This is a genomic window from Rhizobium sp. FG113, assembly GCF_057809895.1.
The window spans coordinates 40,097-62,239 of the sequence record NZ_JBMDKV010000001.1 but is presented as its reverse complement, the minus strand read 5'-3'; the positions used below and the strand labels follow the sequence as shown (position 1 = coordinate 62,239).

Here is a 22,143-nt window from a genome sequence, read left to right as displayed (position 1 = left end):
TCGCCGGAAGCACATGAGCGCCATGGGTCCGTGGTTCCCCGCGTTTGCGCAGTTGCGGGTCAGCGTGCCTTGATGGCGTCAAGTCTGAACACGGCAGGGCGGCAAAGCTATACTCAGATCTTGAAATCGACGGTGCTGATCGGTGGATCCTCTGTCGTGAATATTGGCTTCTCGGTCGTTCGCAACAAGGCTATGGCGCTCATGTTGGGGCCCGAGGGCGTCGGCCTGATCGGGCTTTATAATGCCACCATCGATATTGTTCACTCGGTCGCGGGTTTTGGCCTGAATGCGAGCGGTGTGCGCCAGATCGCGGAATCCGCTGGCAGTAACGATCCCGAACGAATTGCGCGAACGGCCACGGCTCTACGGCGCATTTCCGTGGCTCTCGGGCTGCTTGGCACGTTGATGATGGCGTGTCTTGCCGGGCCGATCGCCCGTTGGACATTTGGCGATGACCAGCATGCGACCGCGATGAGGTTGTTGTCCGTCGTGATTGCCTTTCAGGTGATGTCGGGTGGGCAAGCGGCCCTCGTTCAGGGTATGCGCGATATCGCGAGCCTCGCGTGGCTCAGTATGCTCGGGGCATTTTTCAGCACGGTCTTCAGCATTCCGATCATCTATCTTTACGGTGAGAACGGCATCGTCGCCTCGCTCGTCTGCGTCGCCGCGGCGACGCTGATGACCTCGTGGTGGTACAGCCGCAAGATTGAGATCATTCCATGTCGGCTATCGCTTGCAGAGTTGTGGGCGGAAGCCGGTGGCCTGTTCAAGCTGGGCTTCATCTTCATGGTGAGCGGCTTCCTGACGTTCGGCAGCGCCTATGCGATCCGCATCATCGTTCTTGACGAGGCCGGTATAGTCGCCGCCGGGCTCTATCAGGCAGCATGGTCGCTCGGCGGACTATACGCCGGGTTCATTCTACAGGCGATGGGAACTGATTTCTATCCGCGACTGACAGGCGTTGCCAATGACAACGAAGAGTGCAATCGCCTGGTCAACGAGCAGACGCAGGTCAGCGTCTTGCTTGCCGGTCCGGGGTTGCTGGCAACGCTCACGCTTGCGCCTGTCATCATGCATGTCTTCTACTCGCCGGCGTTCTACGCGGCAGTAGACCTGTTGCGCTGGATTTGCCTGGGCATGATGCTCCGCATCGTCGCATGGCCTATCGGCTTCATCATACTGGCCAAGGGCGCTCAGAGGATTTTCTTCTGGACTGAAGTGGCGGCGGCTATCGTTCATGTCGGGCTTGCTTGGATCTGCGTGAAAAGTTTCGGCACGGTCGGCGCCGGTATTGCCTTCTTCGGCCTTTATGTGTGGCACAGCATTCTCATCTATTGGATTGCCCGGCGCTATACCGGCTTCCGCTACTCGGCGATCAATCGTGTTCTGGTTTTTGTATATCTGCCGCTTTCGGGAATGGTGTTTCTGAGCTTCCAATTCCTGCCGCTGTGGCTGGCGAGCTCGATTGGTCTCGTCGCCACCGCTGCAACCGGGCTCTACTCGCTCAAGACCCTCGCCGAACTGCTGCCGCCCGAAGCGCTGCCGCGCGTGATCAGAACCAGGTTCGGCCGTGCTGCAATGTCCTGGTCGGGCTCCGTACGCCAAGTCCCATGAGCTCGCGGGCAGCCCGGCAGCGCCTGCTGATTGCCTAAACTGTCGCATTGAGATTTGCCGGCATTTTGCGTAAAGACGATGCGAGTGAGCGGTGAGGACTCGGGTGAAAGCGGCGGAAGCAGGCATAGTTCGATGGCTGGTGCGTATCAGCTGCGTCGTTGCGCTGGTCCTTGTGGGCTTCGCGCATCAGGCGCCGGCCTTTGCCGATGGCGCATTCATCCCCGATGAGCTTTCCGAATATGTGCTGCCGGATGGAACCGCGCCCGTTATCTGCACGGTCGACAAGGCGCAGCCCACGCATCACAACAGTAAGGTCCACGCGCATGGCTGCGAGGCTTGCCGGATCAGCGCGTCGACCGTCTTGCCAGCTCCCGCTTTTGTCGCATGGCGAGGCATCGCGATCCTCACCAATCCTGGCCCGCGCCGCGGCTCCGCGGTCGATGAAAGCAGGCCTCTATCACCCGGCGGCGGTCCCAGAGGGCCTCCGTTGGACGTTGCTCAAGTTTGAGCTGCCATGCGGTTCGCTGTTTAGCCAGTGACACCGCATCGATATCCAGTCTGTCTCACACATCCGTCCGCTGCCGATGCCGCATGACATGTTGGTCACGCGAGCCTCCTGAAACAGCGGTCGCTCTGGCAGGAACAATCATCATGAAGAAGCTTACAGCCCTTCTGGCTATTCTCTTTCTTGCAGTCACTTTCGGTGTCCCAGCCGGCGCACAGACGGTCACTGCAGGCGATATCGAGATCTCCAATCCACACGCCCGCGCCATGGTGCCCGGTGCAAAAGTCGGTGGCGGCTATCTCAGCATCACCAACAAGGGCAAGGCCGACGACAAGCTCGTCGGCATCACCTCGACGCGCGCCAAATCCTCTGAAATTCACCAGATGAGCGTCAACAACGGCGTCATGACCATGCGGGCCGTCGCTGATGGCCTCGTCATTCCGGCGGGGCAGACGATCGATCTCAAGCCGGGCGGCTACCATGTCATGTTCACTGATGTCGCCGAGCCCTTCAAGCAAGGCGAGACGGTCAAGGCGACCCTGACCTTTGAAAAGGCTGGACAGGTCGATGTCGAATTCGCGGTAGGCGGCGCCAACGCCATGAAGATGGATGGTCATTCCGGGATGAGCGATATGTCCAAGCCGCAATAGTCGGCAGGCATTAGACTGTCATCAGCAATCTGAAAGTCATTACAATGAGCAATCCTATGTCTAGAACGAGCAAATTCCTTATCGCCTCCTTCATCGCCACTCTTGTTGCCGCAGGGCAGGCGAGCGCCCATGCGCATCTGACGTCGAGCGTTCCCGCCGACAAGGCCACGGTGCAAGTATCCCCCGCAGCGGTGGAGCTGCATTTCTCCGAGGAGCTTAACCTCCGCTTCTCGGGCGCGACGATTGCCGGTGCCGGCGACAAGCAGGTTCCGACCGGCGATTCAAAGCTGTCGGACGACGGAAAGACGCTCACGGTGCCTGTTTCGGGAAGCCTCGATGCCGGCGGGTATGTTGTCGAGTGGCACGTGCTATCGACGGATGGGCACAAGACGAAGGGCAGCTATGGCTTCACGGTTAAGCCGTGACGCCTGATGCGGCCCTTATCGTCTGCCGCTTTCTGTTCGACGCCGCGGTCATTCTGATCTGGGGTAGCTCCGCCTATCTCTGGGCGCTTGTTTCACCCGAATTGGCGCGTGTTGTCGGAGACCGGCTGCGCGGGTTGAACGCGGCTGCAATCGTAGTCGCGTTCGCCTCCACCGTTGCCATGTTGCCGCTGCGCACGGCGATCATCGGCGATGGGTGGTCCGATCTTTTCGCGCCGGAGACGCTCTGCGCCGTGCTTACCCAGACGGATGTCGGGACAGCCTGGCTGGTCCAGGCCGTCGGCGCGGTGCTGCTTAGCGCAACGGTGGTTCTTCCGTCTAGGTATCGCCAAATGGGACGGGCGCTCTGCGCTGCGTTCCTGCTGTTCAGCCTGACGCTGAGCGGCCACGCGGCGATGAACAGCGGCTGGCTTAGGGTGCTCCACCGCATCAATGATGGTGTGCATCTTCTGTCCGGCGGTGCCTGGCTAGGTGCGCTTGTGCCGGTGCTCTTGATCTTGGGGATGCTTGGACGCGGCACGCTGCAGGCCGATGCGCGCGTCGCGGTCATGCGGTTTTCGACGGCGGGGCATGTCGCCGTTGCGCTCGTGCTTCTCTCAGGCGCCGTGAACACGCTGCTTATTCTAGGGAGTGTGCCGTCGGATTGGTCGTTCAGCTATCAGCGTCTGCTGAGCGCCAAGATTGCGGTGGTGGCTGCAATGGTGTTGATTGCGATCGTCAATCGCTATGTCTTCGTGCCGAAGTTTGCTCGCGATCACTCTCTTCTACCGCTGAAGATCTGCGTCATCACCGAAATCGTTCTCGGCCTGACGGTTGTCGCGCTCGTCGCCTGGTTCGGCACGTTGCAGCCACGCTAGGCGCGAAAGCCGCCGGCCAATCCATCTACGTCAAATAACGGTGCTCTCCGTTTTTTCGCTTTGAAGCCTTGATTCTCCATGTCATTTTCAGCGCAACACTGCATACCGATAATGGGGACGATCATGTTTTCAAAAAGCATCAAATTCAACGCCGCGTTTGCCGCGCTCGTGCTGGCTCCTTCGCTTGCATTCGCCCATCCGGGCGTCGGTCAGGCCGTCGGCTTCGCGCATGGCTTTAGCCACCCGATGTCCGGGCTCGACCATATCCTCGCCATGATCATGGTCGGGGTCGTTGCCTGGCAGCTTGGCGGCCGTGCGGTCTGGATGGTGCCTGCCACCTTCGTCGCCGTGATGGGTGTGGGCGGAGCGCTCGGCATGATGGGCATCTCGATCCCCTTCGTTGAAGCCGGGATCGCGCTTTCGGTTATCGTTCTCGGCGCCGTCATCGCGCTTAACGTTCGTGCGCCGATTGCCGTTGCCGCTGGTCTGGTTGGTCTGTTCGCCGTTTTCCATGGGCATGCGCATGGTTCCGAAATGCCGGCTGCCGCCGCAGGCATGTCTTACGCTGCCGGCTTCATGATCGCGACTGCCACGCTGCACGCCATCGGTCTTGCGATGGGCTTTGCGATTGCACAGGCCGGTGATGCCAAGGGCGCGTTCGTGACGCGCTCCGCCGGCGGTGTCGCGGCGCTTGTCGGTATCGGCCTGCTGACCGGTCTTATCTGATTGCTATATGCTCCGGGATGAGGTGCTTTTATCGGCGCCTCATCCCACGCATCTATGAGACAACTTCGCGGTTCTAGTTCAAGCCGCGGCGAAGTTCCGCTGCTTTTCTCAGCGTGCGTTGCACGGTCGAGGGCATGGCCGGCTTGGTGACGACGCCAAGCGCGCCGTTCAGCTTATCCGCCACGGCCTCGGGATTGCCGGTCATGAACACCACGGTTACCCCGAATTCCTCCACCAGGCGACGGCCGATTTCCGGACCGGTCGGCCCATCCGAGAGGTTGACGTCGACGAAGGCGATATCGGCATCACGTGCAAGCTGCAACGCCTGATCGCGACCGTTCGCCAGGCCGGCGACGTCGAAGCCCATGGCTTTTACCGTTTCCTCGAGATCAAGAGCGATGAAGAGCTCGTCCTCGACGATCAGGACGCGCTGCTTGGTGCTATTTTCAGTCTGTGAACTGTACTCAACGCCGGTGCCCATACTTGGCCCCCTGTTACTCATTTTCACCAGAACTCGGACGGAAAACGGCTCGGCAACAGATATGTTCCGGCGCGGGACAGCTTTATTTTCGTTTAAGATATTGTTAATATTAACAAAACGCTAATTTCAGCCGCTCGTGGCGCACGCGCGCCCGCCGATCCGCAGCCGGTCTTGATGGTGCTGTTACATGATTGAGATTTACTGCCGGGCCACGCTCCATCCGAGTTGACAACAGGGATGTGAGTGGGGAGAGTTGCCGCCAAATGAGGCGCCAGCATATTGGGGGGAACCTATGTTCGCACGCGCGTTCTTGACAGCCGTAACCGTTGTTCTTTCGACCGCTCTAATTGGTTCACCCGCCCTTTCCGCGGACAGCAAGCGCCAGATACAAACCGTGCGCGATGCCGACTATTTCGGTTTTGATCTGCGCAGCGAGCAGAATGTCACGCTCGACCAGTGCAAGGCATCGTGCATCGGCGACAAATCGTGCAAGGCCTTCACCTATAACCCCAAGGCCAGCTGGTGCTTCCTGAAATCCGACTTCAAGACAATGAATGCCTTCCCGGGCGCCATCGCCGGCAAGATCGTGGAGACAGCGGGCAGCCAGGAGCCGAATCTCGGGGCGGCGCCTCGCATCGGTTTCCTCTCGGGCGATGTGCTGCAACAGGCGCGCGACGACAAGGCCAATCTCGAGCTCGCCGACGACCAGCAGGGCCAATCCGCCGACAGTCTCATCGCCAACGCGCGGATCGACCTCACGGCCAATAATGTGGTCGACGCCCTGAAGTCCTTCCGGGGCGCACTCGCGCTGACGCCTGACAATGCGGACCTGTGGCTGGAGACGGCGCGCGCGGGTGACAGCTTCGTCAAGACCGACGACAACAATGGCAGCGATATCTATGCCCAGGCCGTGCTCGCCGCCATCAATGGCTACGACCTCACGCGGACGACGACCAGCCGTGCCGATGCGCTTGCTGTTCTGGCCGTGGCGCTGGAGAAGAACGCGAACTACCGGGCCGCGTTGAACGCGTATAAGGCGAGCTTAGCGCTGGTGAATTCGAAAGAAGTCCAGGCGGCCTACCTACAGCTGAAGTCGACCCAGGGCTTCCGGATCACCGACCATACGGTCGATGCCGACAGCGCCACGCCGCGCGCTTGCGTCACCTTCTCGGAATCGCTGGTCAAGACGACCGACTACACCCCCTTCGTAACCTTGAATGGTGCCTCGCCGAAAGCGCTTGAAACCAAGGACAGGCAAATCTGCGTCGAGGGCCTGACGCATGGCGAAAACTACAAGATCGCCTTCCGCACCGGTCTTCCCTCGTCGGTCGATGAAGTCCTGGAGGCACCAGTCAGCCTCGATATCTACGTCAAGGACCGCACCGCCAGCGTCCGCTTCACTGGCGACAGCTTCGTGCTGCCCTCGACGGCGCGTCGCGGCATTCCGATCGTCTCGGTCAATATGGCATCGGCCAACCTCAAGCTCTACCGCATCGGCGATCGTGGCATCGCGCCGTTGCTGACCAGCTCGCAGTTTCTGACCCAGCTCGATGGTTACAGCGCTCAGCGGATCGAGGACGAGAGCGGGGAGCTTGTCTGGCGGGGCGCGATCGATATCGCCAATGACCTGAACAAGGATGTCGTCACCAGCTTCCCGGTCGACGAGGCGCTGCCGGAGCGCAAGCCTGGCGTCTACGTGCTGACCGCAACATCGCCGACCGGGCCGGGCCAGGAATGGAATTCGCAGGCCACGCAGTGGTTCGTGGTCTCCGATATCGGCGTGACGACCTATGCCGGGACAGACGGCCTCAATGTCTTCGCCCGCTCGCTTGCATCAGCCAAGCCGATGGCCGGCGTCGCGCTGCAGCTTCTCGCCAAGAATAACGAGGTGCTCGGCACCGCCACGACCGACGACAATGGCCGCGCCACCTTTACCGCCGGCCTGATCCGCGGCACATCGGCGCTGACGCCTGCCGTGATCACGGCGAAAAACGGGACGTCGGACTACGTCTTCCTCGACATGACACGAGCTGGTTTCGACCTCTCCGATCGTGGCGTCACCGGCCGCGCATCGCCGGGAGCGATCGATGTGCTCACCTTCACCGAGCGCGGCATCTACCGTGTCGGTGAAACGGTTCACGCCTCGGCCCTGGCGCGTGATACGGATGGCAAGGCGATCGAAAATCTGCCACTGACCTTCATCTTCATGCGCCCCGATGGCGTGGAAGATCGCCGCATCGTCAGCCAGACCAGCAATCTTGGCGGCTACAATGTCGATTTCGCCGTGCAGGACAATGCCATGCGCGGCACCTGGACGATGAACATCCATACCGATCCGAAGGGTTCGCCGATCGCCAGCAAGAGCTTCCTGGTCGACGATTTCGTGCCGGATCGGACCGACATGGAGCTGAAGACCGAGGCGACGGTGATCGGCCCGGACACGCCGGCAACGATCAATATCTCCGGCAAGTATCTGTATGGCGCACCCGCCGCAGGCCTGACGTTGGAAGGCGATGTCGTCATCAAGCCGACCCGCCAGGCCGATGCGTTTCCGGGCTATTTCTTCGGCCTCGCCGATGAAGAGGCGAGCGAGGATTCGCGCCAGTCGATCGAAGGATTGCCGGATCTCGACGAGAAGGGCGAAGGCGTCACCGATCTGACGGTTGGCGAGCTGCCCGCAACGACGCAGCTTCTGAATGCCACAGTCTATATCAGAATGCAGGAGGCAGGCGGGCGCGCGATCGAGCGTTCGCTCGTTCTGCCGGTGAAAAACCAGGGGCCGATGATCGGCATCAAGCCGGAATTCTCGGGCGATCTCGGCGAGAACTCGATCGCCAACTTCACCGTCATCGGCGTCAGCGCCGATGGTGCGAAAGAGGCGATGAAGGGGCTTCGCTGGAAGCTCTTCAAGCTCAACCGTGATTATCAGTGGTATCGCGATGGCACGGCCTGGAAATACGAGCCGGTCTATACCGCCGAGCAGGTGGGCAACGGCAATGTCGATGCCGGCATCGATGGCGCCAAGATCGCCTCGCCCGTGCAATGGGGCCGTTATCGCCTCGAGGTCGAGAGCACCGACGCGGATGGACCGACCTCCAGCGTGGAGTTCGATGCCGGTTGGTTCGTGCAGGCAACATCCACGGAAACGCCCGATGGGCTGGAGATCGCGCTCGACAAGGATAGCTACAAGGTCGGCGAGACCGCGAAGCTGAAGGTTTCCTCGCGCTATGCCGGCGAGCTCATGATCGCCGCCGGTACCGAGACGCTGGTTGCCGTGCAGAATGCGGCGATCGGCGAGACGGGCGGCGAGGTGGATATCCCCGTTACCGCCGATTGGGGCGCGGGCGCCTATGTGACCGCGACGCTCTTCCGTCCTGGTGATGCCCAGGACAGCCACATGCCGATGCGCGCAATCGGCGTGAAATGGCTGAAGGTCGATCCTGAGGATCGCGCCTTGCAGGTCAAGATCGAGGCACCTGAAAAGATGCTGCCGCGCGGCCCGCTGCCGATCACGCTCGCCGTCGCGGGTGCCGGCGCAAACGAGGACGCGTATGTCACCGTTGCCGCCGTCGATGTCGGCATTCTCAACCTGACGCGCTATGAGCCGCCGAACCCGGAGGAATGGTATTTCGGCCAGCGCCAGCTCGGCCTTGAGATCCGCGACTTCTATGGCCGCTTGATCGACGGCTCGCTCGGCGCCACCGGCAAGCTGCGCACCGGCGGCGATGGCGGCGCGATCGCGCTGCAGGCAAGCCCGCCGACGCAAAAGCTCGTCGCCTTCTTCTCCGGTCCGTTGAAGCTGGACGCCGAGGGCAAGGCGCATGTCAGCTTCGATATTCCACAGTTCAACGGCACGGCGCGCCTGATGGCGGTCGCATGGTCGAAGTCCGGTGTCGGCCATGCCACGCAGGACGTGATCATTCGCGATCCTGTCGTCGTCACGGCCAGCCTGCCACGCTTCCTGGCGCCGGGAGACAAGTCCGAACTGCGCCTTGACATCGCCAATACCGATGCGCCCGCAGGCGACTACAAGCTTGCCGTCACAGGCAATGACTCCGTCGGTATAGACAAGGCCACGCAGACGATCCGTCTGGATGCCGGCGCGAAGCAGGCGGTGACGCTGGCGGTTACCGGCTTGCAGCCGGGCAGCGGTGTCGTTTCGATCAACCTGTCGGATGCATCCGGCCTATCGCTCGACCAGAGCCTCGATGTCCCCGTCCGGCCGGCGGTGTTGCCGGTCACCGAGCGTCGCGTGCTGGCGTTGAAACCGGGTGCGAAGCTGACGATCGACAAGGCGCTTCTGGCCGATAGCGTTCTTCCGGGCGCGTCGGTGAGTGTCAACGTCACGCGCTCCGCGGCCTTCGACATTCCGGCCTTGCTGATGTCGCTCGATCGCTATCCCTTCGGCTGCGCCGAACAGACGACCAGCCGGGCTCTGCCGCTGCTCTATCTGAGCGAGCTTGCCGAGCAGGTCGGTCTCGATGGCGATGCGGATATCAAGAAGCGTGTGCAGGACGCCATCTACCGTGTCCTGTCCTACCAGGCATCCGCCGGCAGTTTCGGCCTTTGGGGGCCGGATAGCGGCGATCTGTGGCTCGATTCCTACGTCACGGATTTCCTGACGCGGGCCCGCGAGCAGAAATACGACGTGCCGGATCGTGCGCTCGCACAGGCGCTGGAGAACCTGCAGAACGCGTTGAGCTATGACGTCAACGTCAAGGATCAGGGTGACCAGATCGCTTATGCGCTCTACGTGCTCGCGCGCAACAAGAAGGCCGCGATCAGCGATCTGCGCTACTATGCCGACACGATGATCAACGACTTCCCAACGCCGCTCGCCAAGGCCCATATCGCCGCCGCGCTGGCGCTTTACGGCGATGCGACGCGGTCGAAGAACATCTTCGTCGACGCGCTGCAGATGTCGGCCCAGTCGATGGTCACGAAGGTCAACCTGTCGCGCACCGACTACGGCTCGGTGCTCAGAGATGGCGCCGCCATCCTCGCGCTCGCCGCCGAAAGCCGGCCGGTGCCGCCGATCGTGCCGGAACTCGCGAAGGCCGTGGCCAAGGAGTGGGAGCGCAGCAAGTACACCAGCACCCAGGAACAGGCCTGGATGCTGCTTGCCGCCCGCGCCATCCAAGGGGGCGACGACTCGCTGAAGATCGACGTCAACGGCGCGCTCCACAACGGCGCCTATATGGCGCGGATGAACGGCGAGGCGCTGGCCGATCACGCGCTGACCCTGGCCAACCAGACGAGCGATGCCGTTTCGGCTGTCGTCACGACCGTTGCCGCACCGGTGACGCCGCTGCCGGCAGGCGGCGATGGCTTTGCCATCGAGCGCAGCTACTACACGCTGGATGGCGAGGAAGCGAATGTCTCGGAGGCGAAGCAGAACGAGCGCTACGTCGTCGTGCTGCATGTCACCGAGAGCAACAAATGGCCGTCGCGCATCGTCATCACCGATCTCTTGCCAGCCGGCTTCCAGATCGACAATCCGAGCCTGGTAGACAGCGCGCAGCTGACCAACTTCGACTGGATCGGCGATGTGACGGCCGCGCATACCGAGTTCCGCAACGATCGCTTCGTCGCAGCCTTCAACCGCAGCGCCGATGACAACCGCGAGATCAACGTCGCCTACGTCGTGCGCGCCGTGACACCCGGCGTCTACGATCACCCGGCGGCGAACGTAGAGGACATGTACCGGCCGCAGCTTTCGGCGCGGACGGCAACCGGCAAGATGGAGGTCGTGGCGGCACAGCCATGAGACTGAGGCGGAAAATCGCGATCGGCGTTGTGGCGGCGGTGGCAATCGCCGGCGCCGGGCTGATCGCGCTCGACGCGGCGGACAAGGCATTTCCGCCGCCGCTCGAAAAGGCACGCGTATCCGCCGAGGTGCTCGATGCCGACGGAGAGCTTCTGCGCGCCTTCGCGACGCCGGAAGGGCGCTGGCGCCTGAAGACTAATGTCGGTGATGTCGATCCGCAATTCCTGCGCATGCTGGTCGCCTACGAGGATCGGCGCTTTTACGAGCATGGCGGCATCGACCCGCGTGCGATCGGTCGCGCCGCCTTCCAGCTCGTCACCAACGGCCGCATCGTGTCCGGCGCCTCTACGCTCTCGATGCAGGTCGCCCGGCTGATCGAGCCACGCCAGGGGCGATCACTTTCGGCCAAGCTGCTGCAGGTCGTCCGTGCGATCCAGATCGAGCGACGCCTCTCCAAGGATGAGATCCTCGATCTCTATCTGACCCATGCGCCCTATGGCGGCAATCTGGAGGGTGTTCGGGCCGCGAGCCTTGCCTATTTCGGCAAGGAGCCGAAGCGGCTGACGGTAGCGCAGGCTGCACTCCTCGTGGCATTGCCGCAGCTTCCCGAAAAGCGCCGTCCCGATCGCAACCTCAAGGCCGCCGAGGCGGCGCGCAAGCGCGTCCTGGAGCGCGTCGCGGTCGTAGACGCTATTGGGGAAGGGGAGGCGGAGCGCGCCGAGGCGACGCTTGTGCCGGCAAAACGCATGCAACTGCCGGCGCTCGCGGCCCATGTCGGCGAAGCGGCGCTACGCAAGGCGCCGGATGCGTCTCCGTACCGGACCACGCTGAAGAAGCGGGTGCAGGAGGGGCTGGAGACCGTCGCCAAAGCCGCTGCGCTGAAGCTTGGTCCCAAACTGTCGCTGGCGATGGTGATGGCGGATGCGCAGACCGGGGATATTGTCGGCGAAGTCGGCTCCGCCGATTATTTCGACGCGAGCCGATCCGGCTGGATCGACATGACGCGTGTCCCGCGCTCGCCGGGCTCCACGCTAAAGCCATTCATCTATGGCCTTGCCTTCGAGGAGGGACTGGTCAGCCAGGAGACGATCATCGAGGATCGGCCGGCGGATTTCTTCGGCTACCGTCCGCGCAATTTCGATATGAGCTATCAGGGTGATGTGACGGTGCGCGACGCGCTGCAGCTTTCGCTCAACGTTCCCGCCGTCAAGCTGCTAGATGCCGTCAACCCGGCCAAGCTCCTCATCCGCTTCCGCCGCGCCGAGGTGCGCCCGCTGCTGCCGGCCAACGAAACGCCGGGACTTGCGATCGGGCTCGGCGGCGTTGGCCTCACGCTCAAGGATCTGGTGCAGCTCTACACCGCGCTCGCCAATCGAGGGCAGGCGGTCAGGATCGGGGACGGCATATCCGGAAATCCCGGTGAGATCGAAGGTGAAGCGCTGCTGGAGCCGGTCGCAGTCTGGAATGTCGCCGATATTCTCTCGGGCGTCATCCCGCCCGCCGGGGCACCGCAGCGTGGCATCGCCTACAAGACCGGCACGAGTTACGGATACCGCGACGCCTGGTCGGTTGGTTATGACGGTCGCTACGTCCTTGGCGTCTGGGTCGGTCGCCCTGACAATGGCGCCTCTCCCGGTTTGACCGGCTATGGCACGGCCGCGCCGATCCTGTTCGAGGGCTTCGCCAAGTCGGGCATCGCGACGACGCCGCTGCCGCGCCCGCCATCAGGGGCTGTGCGTATCGCGCAGGCGCAGCTGCCGATCAGCCAGCGCCGCTTCGCCATCAATCCCAGCGGTTTGCTGGCCACCTCAGGCCGCGAGCCGGCGCCGCAGATCGTCTATCCGCCAGAGGGCGCGCATGTCGATCTTGGCGCCCAGAGCCTGGCAAAAGGCGGCGAGCTCTCGCCGCTGATGTTGAAGCTGCAGGGTGGCCGCGCGCCCTTCCGGTGGCTCGCCAACGGCAAACCGCTGCCCGACCTGTCGCGGCGGCGCACCAACCAATGGACGCCCGATGGCGGAGGCTATTCCAAGTTGACAGTCATCGATGCGATGGGTCGCGCGGCAAGTGTCGGCGTGTTCATCGATTGAGCCGGTTTTGACCGTCGTCAAGACAAGTGCATTTTGAGCTTGACCTTCCAGTTGCTGGAAGGTTGATAAGCATCTCCACTGCCTTGTCAGGCACAGGAGATACCCATGGACAGCACCCACGCACATCACCACGGCCACAGCGACCATCACCATCATCCGGCGGATGACAACGTGGTCCGCGACCCCGTCTGCGGCATGACGGTCGATCCCGCTGCCGGCAAGCCGTCGCTTGAGCGTGAGGGGCGGCGTTATTTCTTCTGCTGCGAGGGCTGCCGCACCAAATTCGAAGCCGCGCCTGAGGAGTATCTGACGGCAAAGGATCCTGTCTGCGGCATGAGCGTCGACCGCGCGACCGCGAAGCACTTCCTGCGGCATGAAGGCGAGAAGCACTATTTCTGCTCGGCCGGCTGCAAGACGAAGTTCGAAGCCGCGCCCGCGGATTATCGCGATGGCAGCAAGCCGCAGCCGAAACCTGCTCCGAAGGGCACGCAGTACACCTGCCCGATGCATCCCGAGGTGATCAGCGATCATCCGGGCGATTGCCCCAAATGCGGCATGGCGCTGGAGCCGATGGGCATCCCGCCCATGGATGAAGGCCCGAATCCCGAGTTGGTCGATTTCACGCGCCGGCTCTGGATCAGCGGCATTCTCTCGGTTCCACTGCTTGTCATCACCATGGGGCCGATGATCGGCCTGCCCGTGCGTGATTGGCTCGGCGAACCGCTCGCGACCTGGGCCGAACTCGTTCTTGCCACGCCCGTGGTGCTCTGGGCAGCACTTCCGTTTTTCCGCCGCGCCTGGGCGTCGCTCGTCAACCGCAGCCCGAATATGTGGACGCTGATCGGTCTCGGTGTCGGGACGGCTTACATCTACAGTCTGGTTGCCACGCTGGCGCCGGGCATCTTCCCGCATACGTTCCGCGGGCATGGCGGCGCCGTGCCTGTCTATTTCGAAGCGGCGGCCGTGATCGTGGCGCTGGTTTTCGTCGGGCAGGTGCTTGAGTTGAAGGCGCGCGAACGGACCGGCTCGGCCATTCGCGCACTGCTCGATCTTGCGCCGAAGACCGCGCGGCGTATCGGTCGCGACGGCAGCGAGGCCGATGTGCCGGTCGACGATATCGTGGTTGGTGATCGCCTGCGCGTTCGGCCGGGCGAGCGGGTTCCTGTCGATGGCACGGTCAGCGAGGGGCAGTCGACGATCGACGAATCCATGCTGACGGGAGAACCGATGCCCGTCGAAAAGGCCGTGGGCGATGCTTTGACGGGCGGTACGATCAACAAGAACGGCATGCTGGTCATGACCGCCGAAAAGGTCGGCGCGGAAACCACGCTGTCGCGCATCGTCGACATGGTCGCCACGGCACAGCGATCGCGCGCGCCGATCCAGGGCGCCGTCGATCGCGTCTCGGCCTTCTTCGTCCCGGCCGTTGTCGCCGCTGCTATCGCCGCGTTTGCGATCTGGGCTCTCGTCGGTCCCGAGCCGCGCATGGTCCACGCGCTCTTCGCCGCCGTTTCCGTCCTCATCATCGCCTGCCCCTGCGCGTTGGGTCTTGCCACGCCGATGTCGATCATGATCGCCACGGGCCGCGGCGCCCATGAAGGCGTGCTGATCAAGGATGCGGAAGCGCTGGAGCGCTTCTCGAAAGTCGATACGCTGATTGTCGACAAGACCGGCACGCTCACCGAAGGAAAGCCACGCCTGACGGATGTCGTGGCGCTCGGGGACGTGGCAGAAGACCGGCTCCTGCAGCTTGCTGCCAGTCTGGAGCGCGGATCGGAGCATCCGCTGGCGGCCGCTATCGTGTCGGGTGCGGAGGAGCGCGGGATCGCCTTGGCTGATATCATGGGCTTTGAGGCGGCAACAGGAAAAGGCGTGCGCGGGAATATCGGCGAGACGGCGGTGGCGCTCGGCAACGCGGCGATGATGGCTGATCTCGGCATCGACGTCGCCGCTCATGGGGAGCAGCTGCAATCTTTGCGGGATGAGGGCAAGACGGTGATGCTCGTCGTCGTCGACCAGCGCCTTGCCGGGCTGGTGGCCGTCGCCGACCGCATCAAGCCGACGACGGCTGCCGCGATCAAGGCGCTGCATGCGAGCGGTCTGAAGATCATCATGGCGACGGGTGACAACGAACGGACGGCGCGCTCGGTGGCCCGAAGCCTGGGCATTGACGATGTGCGCGCCGATATTCTGCCCGAGGGCAAGAAAGCGCTGATCGATGAGCTGCATGCCAAGGGGGCGGTGGTCGCCATGGCCGGCGATGGCGTCAACGATGCACCGGCGCTGGCCGCGGCCGATGTCGGCATCGCCATGGGCACGGGGGCCGATGTGGCGATGGAGAGCGCCGGCATCACCCTGGTCAAGGGCGATCTCAACGGCATCGTCAGGGCGCGGCGTCTGGCCGAGGCGACGATGCGCAATATTCGCCAAAACCTCGGCTTCGCCTTCGGCTACAATGCGCTCGGCGTGCCGCTGGCAGCCGGCGTGCTCTATCCAGTCTTCGGTCTGCTGCTGTCGCCGATGATTGCGGCGGCGGCGATGAGTCTGTCGTCCGTCTCGGTCATCGGCAACGCGCTGCGGCTGCGCGCCGCCAAGCTCTAGGAGGTCGCCATGAATATCGGTGAAGCATCGGCACGCTCCGGCCTGCCATCAAAGACGATACGATATTACGAGGATATCGGCCTCATCCGCCCCGATAGAAACGACAACGGCTACCGCGACTACGCGGTCGCCGATGTTCACAAGCTGCGCTTTTTGCAGAAGTCGCGCGGGCTCGGTTTCTCGGTGGAGGAGTGCCGGCAGCTGCTGGCGCTTTATGAGGACAAGAGCCGGGCTAGCGCCGATGTGAAGGAGTTGACCCAGGCCAAGCTCACCGAGATCGACCGCAAGATCCGCGAGCTCAGCGAACTCCGGCACACGCTCGAGCACCTGGTCCACGCCTGCCACGGCAATGACCGGCCGGACTGTCCCATCCTTGAGGAGCTGTCTGACGAACAGCATGCCTGACGATTTGCGCGCAGGGGCGTCATCTCCGAGCAGTGCTCAAAGTCATGATTTCCATGTGATATTTTGCGTGTGTTCTGCCGTGTCGTTCGCTGGATGACGAAAAAGCAGAAAAAATCGCGGCCGCGGGGAATAAAACAACGCGCGGCTTCGTATACTCAATCATGGAACGGAAAGAACGCCCATTCGATGTCATCGGTCAGCTCGCAGCGCTTCGGCGCTACGCGCGCTCCTTGGTGCGCAACTCGGATGACGCGGAAGATCTGGTTCATGATGCCCTGGTCCGGGCATACGAGAAGAAGCAGAGCTTCCGCAGTGGCGGTAACTTGCGTACGTGGTTGCTCTCGATCGTGCATAACGCTCACATCGACCGCGTCCGACAGGGGCGATCGCTGACACGACGGCACGATGAGGCCGCCGTAGAGGCCGAGCAGTCCTTGCCAGCCGCGCAGGAACATGCCGTGCGTCTGCAGCAGGTGCGCAATGCTTTCTTCCGTTTGCCGGAGGAGCAGCGCGAGGCCCTCCATCTCGTGGCGATCGAAGACCTCTCCTATCAGGAAGCTGCTGCAGCGCTCGGCGTTCCGATCGGTACATTGATGTCGCGCATTTCGCGCGCCCGCGCCCAGTTGCGCGAAATCGAGGAAGCGACACCGCGCGCACCACATTTGAGATTGATCGAAGGAGGCGGCAATGAAAGCAGTTGATCCCATTATCGACGCCGATCTCGATGCCTATGTCGATGGCGAACTCGATGTGACCCGCCGCATCCAGGTGGAATCCTATCTTTCCGAGAATCCCGAAACGGCCGCGAAGGTCATGGCCGATTTGAGCATGCGCGGCGAATTGCGCCTGGCGCTCGCTCATGAAGGCGCCTCCGGCCGGGCGGAAACGCGCGATCTTGCGCGCCGTCTTGAGCGCGGGCTTGCTTATGGCCGTATTTTCCACGCCGTGCAGCGCGTTGCCGCCGTCGGCGTCATGGTAGCGGCCGGCTGGGTTGCGCACACCTCGTTCGGCGCGTTCACCGCAACCGAAGTGGCAGCATCCGTACCGGCGCCCGCCTATGTCGAGGAGGCCGTTCAGGCCTACAAGACGGCCTTGGTGCGCCAGTCCGTCTCTTCGCAGCCGGCGGAAGGCTACAAGCCGGATGAAATTCGCGCCGCAACCGGCATCGTCATGCCGCAGCTTCCAGCTGGCTGGACGATCTCGGACGTACAGATATTCCCGTCCGAGTTCGGCCCGAGCGTCGAAATGTCGATCACGGCGGACAAGAAGCAGCTGTCGCTGTTTGCCGTTCGTCCGGGCGTCTTCTCCGTTCAGTCAGTCGACCATATCGCGCTCGATGGCGCCGAGGCCGCCTATTGGCAGATCGGTGACGTCGCTTACGCGCTGGTGACCGCGGATCGCTCCATCTCACTGGATCAGGCAGCCGATGGGCTTGCCCGTACCCTTTACTAGTTCACTCGAGGAGATCTCAATGAACCCAATCAATCAGCAGCGTTACGGTGCAGCCGTTGGCTCGCAGGCCATGTTCGACGAGGGTCTTCGCCAGCACATGCTGCGCGTCTACAACTACATGGGCATCGGCCTTGTCATCACCGGCATCGTCGCGTTCATCGTTGGCTCGACGCCGGCGCTTTACGTGCCGATCTTCCAGTCGCCGCTCAAGTGGGTGGTCATGCTGGCGCCGCTCGCCTTCGTCTTCTTTTTCTCGTTCAAGATCCAGACGATGTCGGCAAGCGCCGCGCAGATGACTTTCTGGGCCTTCTGTGCCGTCATGGGTCTGTCGATGGCCTCGGTGTTCCTGGTCTTCACCGGCACCAGCATCGCACGCACCTTCTTCATCGCGGCCACCATGTTCGGCTCGACCAGCCTCTATGGCTACGTGACCAAGCGTGACCTCTCCCGCATGGGCTCGTTCCTGATGATGGGTCTGATCGGCGTGGTGATCGCAAGCGTGGTCAACATTTTCCTTGGTTCGAGCGCTCTGCAGTTCGCGATCTCGGTCATCGGTATCGTCGTCTTCGTCGGTCTGACCGCCTACGACACGCAGAACATCAAGGAACAGTATTCGGAGAACTACGATCAGGAATCGAACCAGAAGCTTGCCGTCTTCGGCGCCCTCTCGCTCTACCTGAACTTCGTGAACATCTTCCAGCTGCTGCTCAACTTCACAGGCGAGCGCGAATAGTCGAGCTACGGCGCTTCTGGGGGCAAAGGAAGCGCTAGAACGCCCGATCCGCACTCTGTGACAGGATGCGTGGATCGGGTGTTCACTATAGGGAAGCGGCCGGGCGCAAGTCCGGCCGCTTTTCTGTTTTGGAGATGTTCAGATTATAGCGATATTCAGATTATGCCCCAGGCGCGATAACGTCCGCGCCCGGTGATCTCGCGGATGCCGATATCGTTGAGCAGATTGAGCGCGCCGCGGCCGCTGACTTTGAGCTCCCGCGCCACCATCGCCGAAGACACCATCGGCCGCGATAGCACGAATTGCGCAAGGTTAGGCAGGCTGCTGTTGGAGCGCCTGTCCTTGAAACGCATCTGCATCTGCTGCTGTGCCAGCGACAACCGATCCATCTCCTTCAGGCCGAGATCGGCGCTCTCCACCATGGCTTCCAGAAAGGATTGCAGCCTGACGAGACGTTGCCGGGAGCGCCGGCGTTCGTGGCGAACGGTCTTTAGGCCCGCGAAGAATGAAAACAGATGCGACGTGATCTTGCCGCGCTGGCGCAGATAGCCGGAAACCAGTAGTCCGCCCAGCCAGTGCTGTCGCCGCAGCGGCTCGATCTGCTCCCACGCGTCGAACAGCACGGCAGCGCCCAATGTCGGCGGTAATGCGTCGGCAACAGCGATAACGGAACGCCACTCGCGCAGACGCGCTGCCTCGTCCCAATCTTCGTCATCAAGCAGCGCCAGCCGGTCGTCCGCTCGTTCCGGCCGTGTGGGTTCAGGCTTGGCCTCCCGAAAGCCTCTGGCGAGATCGTCGAGAAGCCTGCTCGACCGCTCCAGCACGGCGTCGATTTCGGCCAGCTCCGTGGCCAGCGGGGCATCAGGTTCATGATCGTCGTTGTCGTGATCGCGATAGGCGCTCTTCAGCTCCGGCGCTCTCTGTTGTTCGCCGCCGATCCCCGTCAGAACCGTCATGCCGGTTTCGCTCAAGGCCCAATAGGCATCGCTCGTCCATATTCTGCGGCGTGCGCGCAGGACCGCATGGGCGATCGTCAGCTCATGGCTGGGGGTGCGGGCATCCATATGGGCGTCGTGCAGCACCAGGTCTTCGAGATGGACCAGTTCGCCCGCCACCCACAAGGCGCCGACGGCATCGAAGAAGTGGCGGCGCTCGGAAAAACCGTCGGCGATAGAGGACCGCAGCGCGCGCTCGTCCAGCCGCGCCAAGGCATCCTCCGCCCGAACAAAGAGCGGGAGCAGCGTCATCACCGATGTGGTCTCGATCTCGTGCTTCATCGCCAGGCGTCTCCGGTCCGGCTGGCCTGCGTCTCGCGAGAGATCGGTGTTGGGCGCATACGGCGCGCTCTGATGTGTCCCGTCAACGCTTTGAAAGATCGTCCTGCCGCGAACATGCCCGGCTATTCCTGCTTTATGGGGGGCGGTGAATATTGATCACCAGCCTGTTCTTTGTCCTCGGCATGTGGGCCAACGCCAGGCGGACCATTATCAGTAAAGGATTGCACGATTCGAAAATGGCAGCAATCTTCAGCGTCGATCGGTCGCTGGTTGCCCACCACCGGTTTGATCCATGCCCTTGCAGCACCGGACCATGTGCGTCAAAAGCAGGGAGAATTGATCAGGAGAGCCGGCGTGCGCCACATCTATGTCATCGGTATCGGAACGGGAAATCCCGAGCACGTCACCATCCAGGCCATCGGCAGGATGAATGCCGCCGACCTGATCTTCCTGCCGACGAAAGGCGAGGAGAAGGAGAAGCTCGCTTCCGTCCGCCGCGAGATTTGCGAGCGCTTCGTCACCAATGCGACGACCCGAATCGTCGAGTTCGCCATTCCTCAGCGCAAGACGGCTGACCGCAGCTATGTCGAAAGCGTCGATGACTGGCATGCGACACTGGCGCAGACCTATGTGCGGCTGATCAACGATCTTCCCGAAGACGGAACCGGCGCTTTCCTCGTCTGGGGCGATCCGAGCCTTTATGATAGCGTGATCCGTATCATCGAGCGGGCAAGGGAGCTCGGCACCGTCGATTTCGACTTCAGCGTCGTTCCCGGGATCACCAGCATCCAGGCCCTGGCGGCAAGCCACCGCATTCCGATCAACATGGTCGGTAAGCCGGTCGAGATCACGACCGGTCGGCGGCTTGTCGAGCATGGGAACCGGGCGGATAGCACCGTGGTCATGCTGGATGGAGAGCAGGCCTTCTCCAAGATCGAGGATCCGGATGCCGAGATATTTTGGGGCGCATATCTCGGTACGGATGACGAGATCGTGTGCTCGGGGCGGCTTGGCGATGTCGCCGCGGATATCGTGAAGTTGCGTGCCGAAGCGCGGGCACGACACGGTTGGATCATGGATATCTATCTGCTGCGCAAGGGTCGCGATTTCGACGATCTGTGACACTGGCGATAGCTTTGCTCCGTGCCTCGCTATAGGCGCCGGGCGGAAGGAAATGACGAGATGGCATGCGATGAGCGCATCAAGACGGATATTGCAGGCGAAGCCGCGCAACCCTATGCGCGGCGCGGCGCCTGTCCGACCCTGGCGCGGCCGATGCCGACGGGTGACGGCCTGCTTGCGCGCTTGCGTCCGCAGGGCGGCATCCTGACGGTTCACCAGTGCGCGCAGCTGGCTCAAGCCGCCTTGCTGTGTGGTAACGGTTTGCTTGAGGTGACCGCGCGAGGCAGCCTGCAGATAAGAGGACTTCGGCCGAAAACGGTCGAGCCCTTTGCAGAAGCGGTGGATGCGGCGGGCATTATCGTGTCGCCCAATCCCGTGATTGAACTGCCGCCGCTGCATGGCGGAGCGTTTGGCGATGTCGCGGATGCTGCCGCGATGGAATCGCTGCTGCGGGACCGGCTCGCTGAATATCTGCAGGCGCCGGGGCTCGCGCCGAAGCTGTCGATCATCGTCGATGGCGGTGGGCGCTTTGATCTGGCCGATGTTACCGCCGACATCAGGCTGCTGGCCTTATCGGCGGAAGAGTGGGTGGTCGCCATCGCCGGGGATAGCGCGACTGCCCGTCCGGTTGCCGTCGGTACTGCCGATAGGGCGATCGCGGCGGTCGGTGACGTGCTCAAGCTGCTGCTTTCGATCGGCTGGCAGAAGCGTTGCCGCGATATCGATCCGGAGCGATTGATATCTGTCTTCCCGGATATGCACGCCATTTCGCGCCATCCGCGCGCGGGCGAGACGCCATCGGTTGGCATCCATGCAATGGAAGACGGTACGGCGGTGATCGGTCTCAAGCCGCGCTTCGGGCAAATACACGCGAACGACCTGCTGGAGTTTCTGGCATTCCTCGGCGATCTCGATGTGACCGACATCCGACCGGCGCCCGATCGCTGTCTTTTCATAACAGGCTTGAGCGAAGAGAGCGCGGCGGCAGTGCGGCAATCCGCTGAGCGCTTTGGTCTATCCGCTGATAGCGACGATCTCTCATCGCGCATCGCCACGTGTGCCGGGGCGGGCGCCTGCGCGTCGAGCTTCTATGCCACCAAGGCATTGGCGGAGACGCTGATCGAACGGTGTCCGGAGGTGCTGGATGGCTCGCTCGATCTGCATCTGTCCGGCTGCGCCAAGGGCTGCGCGCATCCGCGCCCCGCCTTTACGGTCTCGGGAGCCGCAAACGGCTATCATCTGGTGCTGGACGGCCTGGCGTCGGATGCGCCCGATGCACAGATTGCTGGTAGTGACATCAATTCCGCTATAGAGAGGCTTTCCCGTCTCATCAAAAGTGAAAGACAAGCTGGCGAATCTGCTAGGGCCTGTCTCGACAGGGTGGGAACGGCCACGATTACGCGAGCACTGCGACAGGAATAGG

Annotated in this window: 17 protein-coding genes; 15 read left to right on the top strand and 2 right to left on the bottom strand. The window is 62.5% G+C overall.

What is annotated here, in order from left to right; translation table 11 throughout:
• Positions 1 to 72 precede the first annotated feature (72 nt).
• From ACODTZ_RS00270 to ACODTZ_RS00245, 6 genes are all read left to right on the top strand, one after another.
• Positions 73 to 1,614, top strand: coding sequence for an O-antigen translocase (locus ACODTZ_RS00270; protein ID WP_489022932.1), 1,542 nt, complete (start codon positions 73 to 75; stop codon positions 1,612 to 1,614).
• A gap of 139 nt (positions 1,615 to 1,753) precedes the next feature.
• Positions 1,754 to 2,122, top strand: a complete 369-nt coding sequence (locus ACODTZ_RS00265) for a hypothetical protein (protein ID WP_209235695.1) — start codon at positions 1,754 to 1,756, stop codon at positions 2,120 to 2,122.
• 143 nt (positions 2,123 to 2,265) lie between these two features.
• Entirely contained in the window at positions 2,266 to 2,769 is a 504-nt protein-coding gene (locus ACODTZ_RS00260; protein ID WP_489022930.1) for a copper chaperone PCu(A)C, read from the top strand.
• 56 nt (positions 2,770 to 2,825) lie between these two features.
• On the top strand, positions 2,826 to 3,194 hold the full coding sequence (gene copC / locus ACODTZ_RS00255; protein ID WP_489022929.1) for a copper homeostasis periplasmic binding protein CopC: 369 nt from the start codon (positions 2,826 to 2,828) through the stop codon (positions 3,192 to 3,194).
• A complete protein-coding gene (gene copD / locus ACODTZ_RS00250) occupies positions 3,191 to 4,069 on the top strand; it encodes a copper homeostasis membrane protein CopD (RefSeq protein ID WP_489022927.1) in 879 nt (292 codons plus the stop codon). The genes copC and copD overlap by 4 nt, the downstream gene beginning before the upstream one ends.
• A gap of 123 nt (positions 4,070 to 4,192) precedes the next feature.
• Positions 4,193 to 4,795: a HupE/UreJ family protein gene (locus tag ACODTZ_RS00245; protein ID WP_489022925.1), complete on the top strand. Its 603-nt coding sequence runs from the start codon at positions 4,193 to 4,195 to the stop codon at positions 4,793 to 4,795.
• A gap of 73 nt (positions 4,796 to 4,868) precedes the next feature.
• Here the strand turns inward: ACODTZ_RS00245 and ACODTZ_RS00240 are convergent, their stop codons facing one another.
• Complete coding sequence (locus ACODTZ_RS00240; protein ID WP_112981522.1) at positions 4,869 to 5,276, bottom strand: response regulator; 408 nt, start codon at positions 5,274 to 5,276, stop codon at positions 4,869 to 4,871.
• Positions 5,277 to 5,568: 292 nt separating this feature from the next.
• Between ACODTZ_RS00240 and ACODTZ_RS00235 the strand changes: the two genes are divergently transcribed.
• The 7 genes from ACODTZ_RS00235 (at position 5,569) to ACODTZ_RS00205 (ending at position 18,321) form a co-directional block, all read left to right on the top strand.
• Positions 5,569 to 11,043, top strand: coding sequence for an alpha-2-macroglobulin family protein (locus ACODTZ_RS00235; protein ID WP_489022922.1), 5,475 nt, complete (start codon positions 5,569 to 5,571; stop codon positions 11,041 to 11,043).
• Entirely contained in the window at positions 11,040 to 13,130 is a 2,091-nt protein-coding gene (gene pbpC / locus ACODTZ_RS00230; protein ID WP_489022921.1) for a penicillin-binding protein 1C, read from the top strand. Before ACODTZ_RS00235 ends, pbpC begins: the two co-directional genes overlap by 4 nt.
• 105 nt (positions 13,131 to 13,235) lie before the next feature.
• On the top strand, positions 13,236 to 15,731 hold the full coding sequence (locus tag ACODTZ_RS00225; protein WP_489022919.1) for a heavy metal translocating P-type ATPase: 2,496 nt from the start codon (positions 13,236 to 13,238) through the stop codon (positions 15,729 to 15,731).
• 9 nt (positions 15,732 to 15,740) lie between these two features.
• On the top strand, positions 15,741 to 16,136 hold the full coding sequence (cueR, locus tag ACODTZ_RS00220) for a Cu(I)-responsive transcriptional regulator (protein ID WP_018896509.1): 396 nt from the start codon (positions 15,741 to 15,743) through the stop codon (positions 16,134 to 16,136).
• Positions 16,137 to 16,297: 161 nt separating this feature from the next.
• Positions 16,298 to 16,837 carry a sigma-70 family RNA polymerase sigma factor gene (locus ACODTZ_RS00215; protein ID WP_047505082.1) on the top strand — a complete coding sequence of 180 codons (540 nt, stop codon included), beginning with the start codon at positions 16,298 to 16,300 and terminating at the stop codon, positions 16,835 to 16,837.
• Complete coding sequence (locus ACODTZ_RS00210; RefSeq protein WP_489022916.1) at positions 16,824 to 17,588, top strand: anti-sigma factor family protein; 765 nt, start codon at positions 16,824 to 16,826, stop codon at positions 17,586 to 17,588. The genes ACODTZ_RS00215 and ACODTZ_RS00210 overlap by 14 nt, the downstream gene beginning before the upstream one ends.
• A gap of 19 nt (positions 17,589 to 17,607) precedes the next feature.
• On the top strand, positions 17,608 to 18,321 hold the full coding sequence (locus tag ACODTZ_RS00205; RefSeq protein WP_018896506.1) for a Bax inhibitor-1/YccA family protein: 714 nt from the start codon (positions 17,608 to 17,610) through the stop codon (positions 18,319 to 18,321).
• A gap of 155 nt (positions 18,322 to 18,476) precedes the next feature.
• Here ACODTZ_RS00205 and ACODTZ_RS00200 read toward each other — a convergent pair whose 3' ends face one another.
• On the bottom strand, positions 18,477 to 19,598 hold the full coding sequence (locus tag ACODTZ_RS00200) for an RHE_PE00001 family protein (RefSeq protein WP_489022914.1): 1,122 nt from the start codon (positions 19,596 to 19,598) through the stop codon (positions 18,477 to 18,479).
• Between the two features lie 354 nt (positions 19,599 to 19,952).
• Here ACODTZ_RS00200 and cobF point away from each other — a divergent pair, with 354 nt between their 5' ends.
• Both cobF and cobG read left to right on the top strand, forming a co-directional pair.
• Entirely contained in the window at positions 19,953 to 20,720 is a 768-nt protein-coding gene (gene cobF, locus ACODTZ_RS00195; protein WP_489022912.1) for a precorrin-6A synthase (deacetylating), read from the top strand.
• A gap of 60 nt (positions 20,721 to 20,780) precedes the next feature.
• Positions 20,781 to 22,142, top strand: a complete 1,362-nt coding sequence (gene cobG, locus ACODTZ_RS00190) for a precorrin-3B synthase (protein WP_489022910.1) — start codon at positions 20,781 to 20,783, stop codon at positions 22,140 to 22,142.
• Position 22,143 lies beyond the last annotated feature (1 nt).

Coding starts and splice junctions, on each gene's coding strand:
- ACODTZ_RS00270 (WP_489022932.1), top strand. CDS start 73: ATGGCGTCAAGTCTGAACACGGCAGGGCGGCAAAGCTATACTCAGATC.
- ACODTZ_RS00260 (WP_489022930.1), top strand. CDS start 2,266: ATGAAGAAGCTTACAGCCCTTCTGGCTATTCTCTTTCTTGCAGTCACT.
- copC (WP_489022929.1), top strand. CDS start 2,826: ATGTCTAGAACGAGCAAATTCCTTATCGCCTCCTTCATCGCCACTCTT.
- ACODTZ_RS00245 (WP_489022925.1), top strand. CDS start 4,193: ATGTTTTCAAAAAGCATCAAATTCAACGCCGCGTTTGCCGCGCTCGTG.
- ACODTZ_RS00240 (WP_112981522.1), bottom strand. CDS start 5,276: ATGGGCACCGGCGTTGAGTACAGTTCACAGACTGAAAATAGCACCAAG.
- ACODTZ_RS00235 (WP_489022922.1), top strand. CDS start 5,569: ATGTTCGCACGCGCGTTCTTGACAGCCGTAACCGTTGTTCTTTCGACC.
- pbpC (WP_489022921.1), top strand. CDS start 11,040: ATGAGACTGAGGCGGAAAATCGCGATCGGCGTTGTGGCGGCGGTGGCA.
- ACODTZ_RS00225 (WP_489022919.1), top strand. CDS start 13,236: ATGGACAGCACCCACGCACATCACCACGGCCACAGCGACCATCACCAT.
- cueR (WP_018896509.1), top strand. CDS start 15,741: ATGAATATCGGTGAAGCATCGGCACGCTCCGGCCTGCCATCAAAGACG.
- ACODTZ_RS00215 (WP_047505082.1), top strand. CDS start 16,298: ATGGAACGGAAAGAACGCCCATTCGATGTCATCGGTCAGCTCGCAGCG.
- ACODTZ_RS00210 (WP_489022916.1), top strand. CDS start 16,824: ATGAAAGCAGTTGATCCCATTATCGACGCCGATCTCGATGCCTATGTC.
- ACODTZ_RS00205 (WP_018896506.1), top strand. CDS start 17,608: ATGAACCCAATCAATCAGCAGCGTTACGGTGCAGCCGTTGGCTCGCAG.
- ACODTZ_RS00200 (WP_489022914.1), bottom strand. CDS start 19,598: ATGAAGCACGAGATCGAGACCACATCGGTGATGACGCTGCTCCCGCTC.
- cobG (WP_489022910.1), top strand. CDS start 20,781: ATGGCATGCGATGAGCGCATCAAGACGGATATTGCAGGCGAAGCCGCG.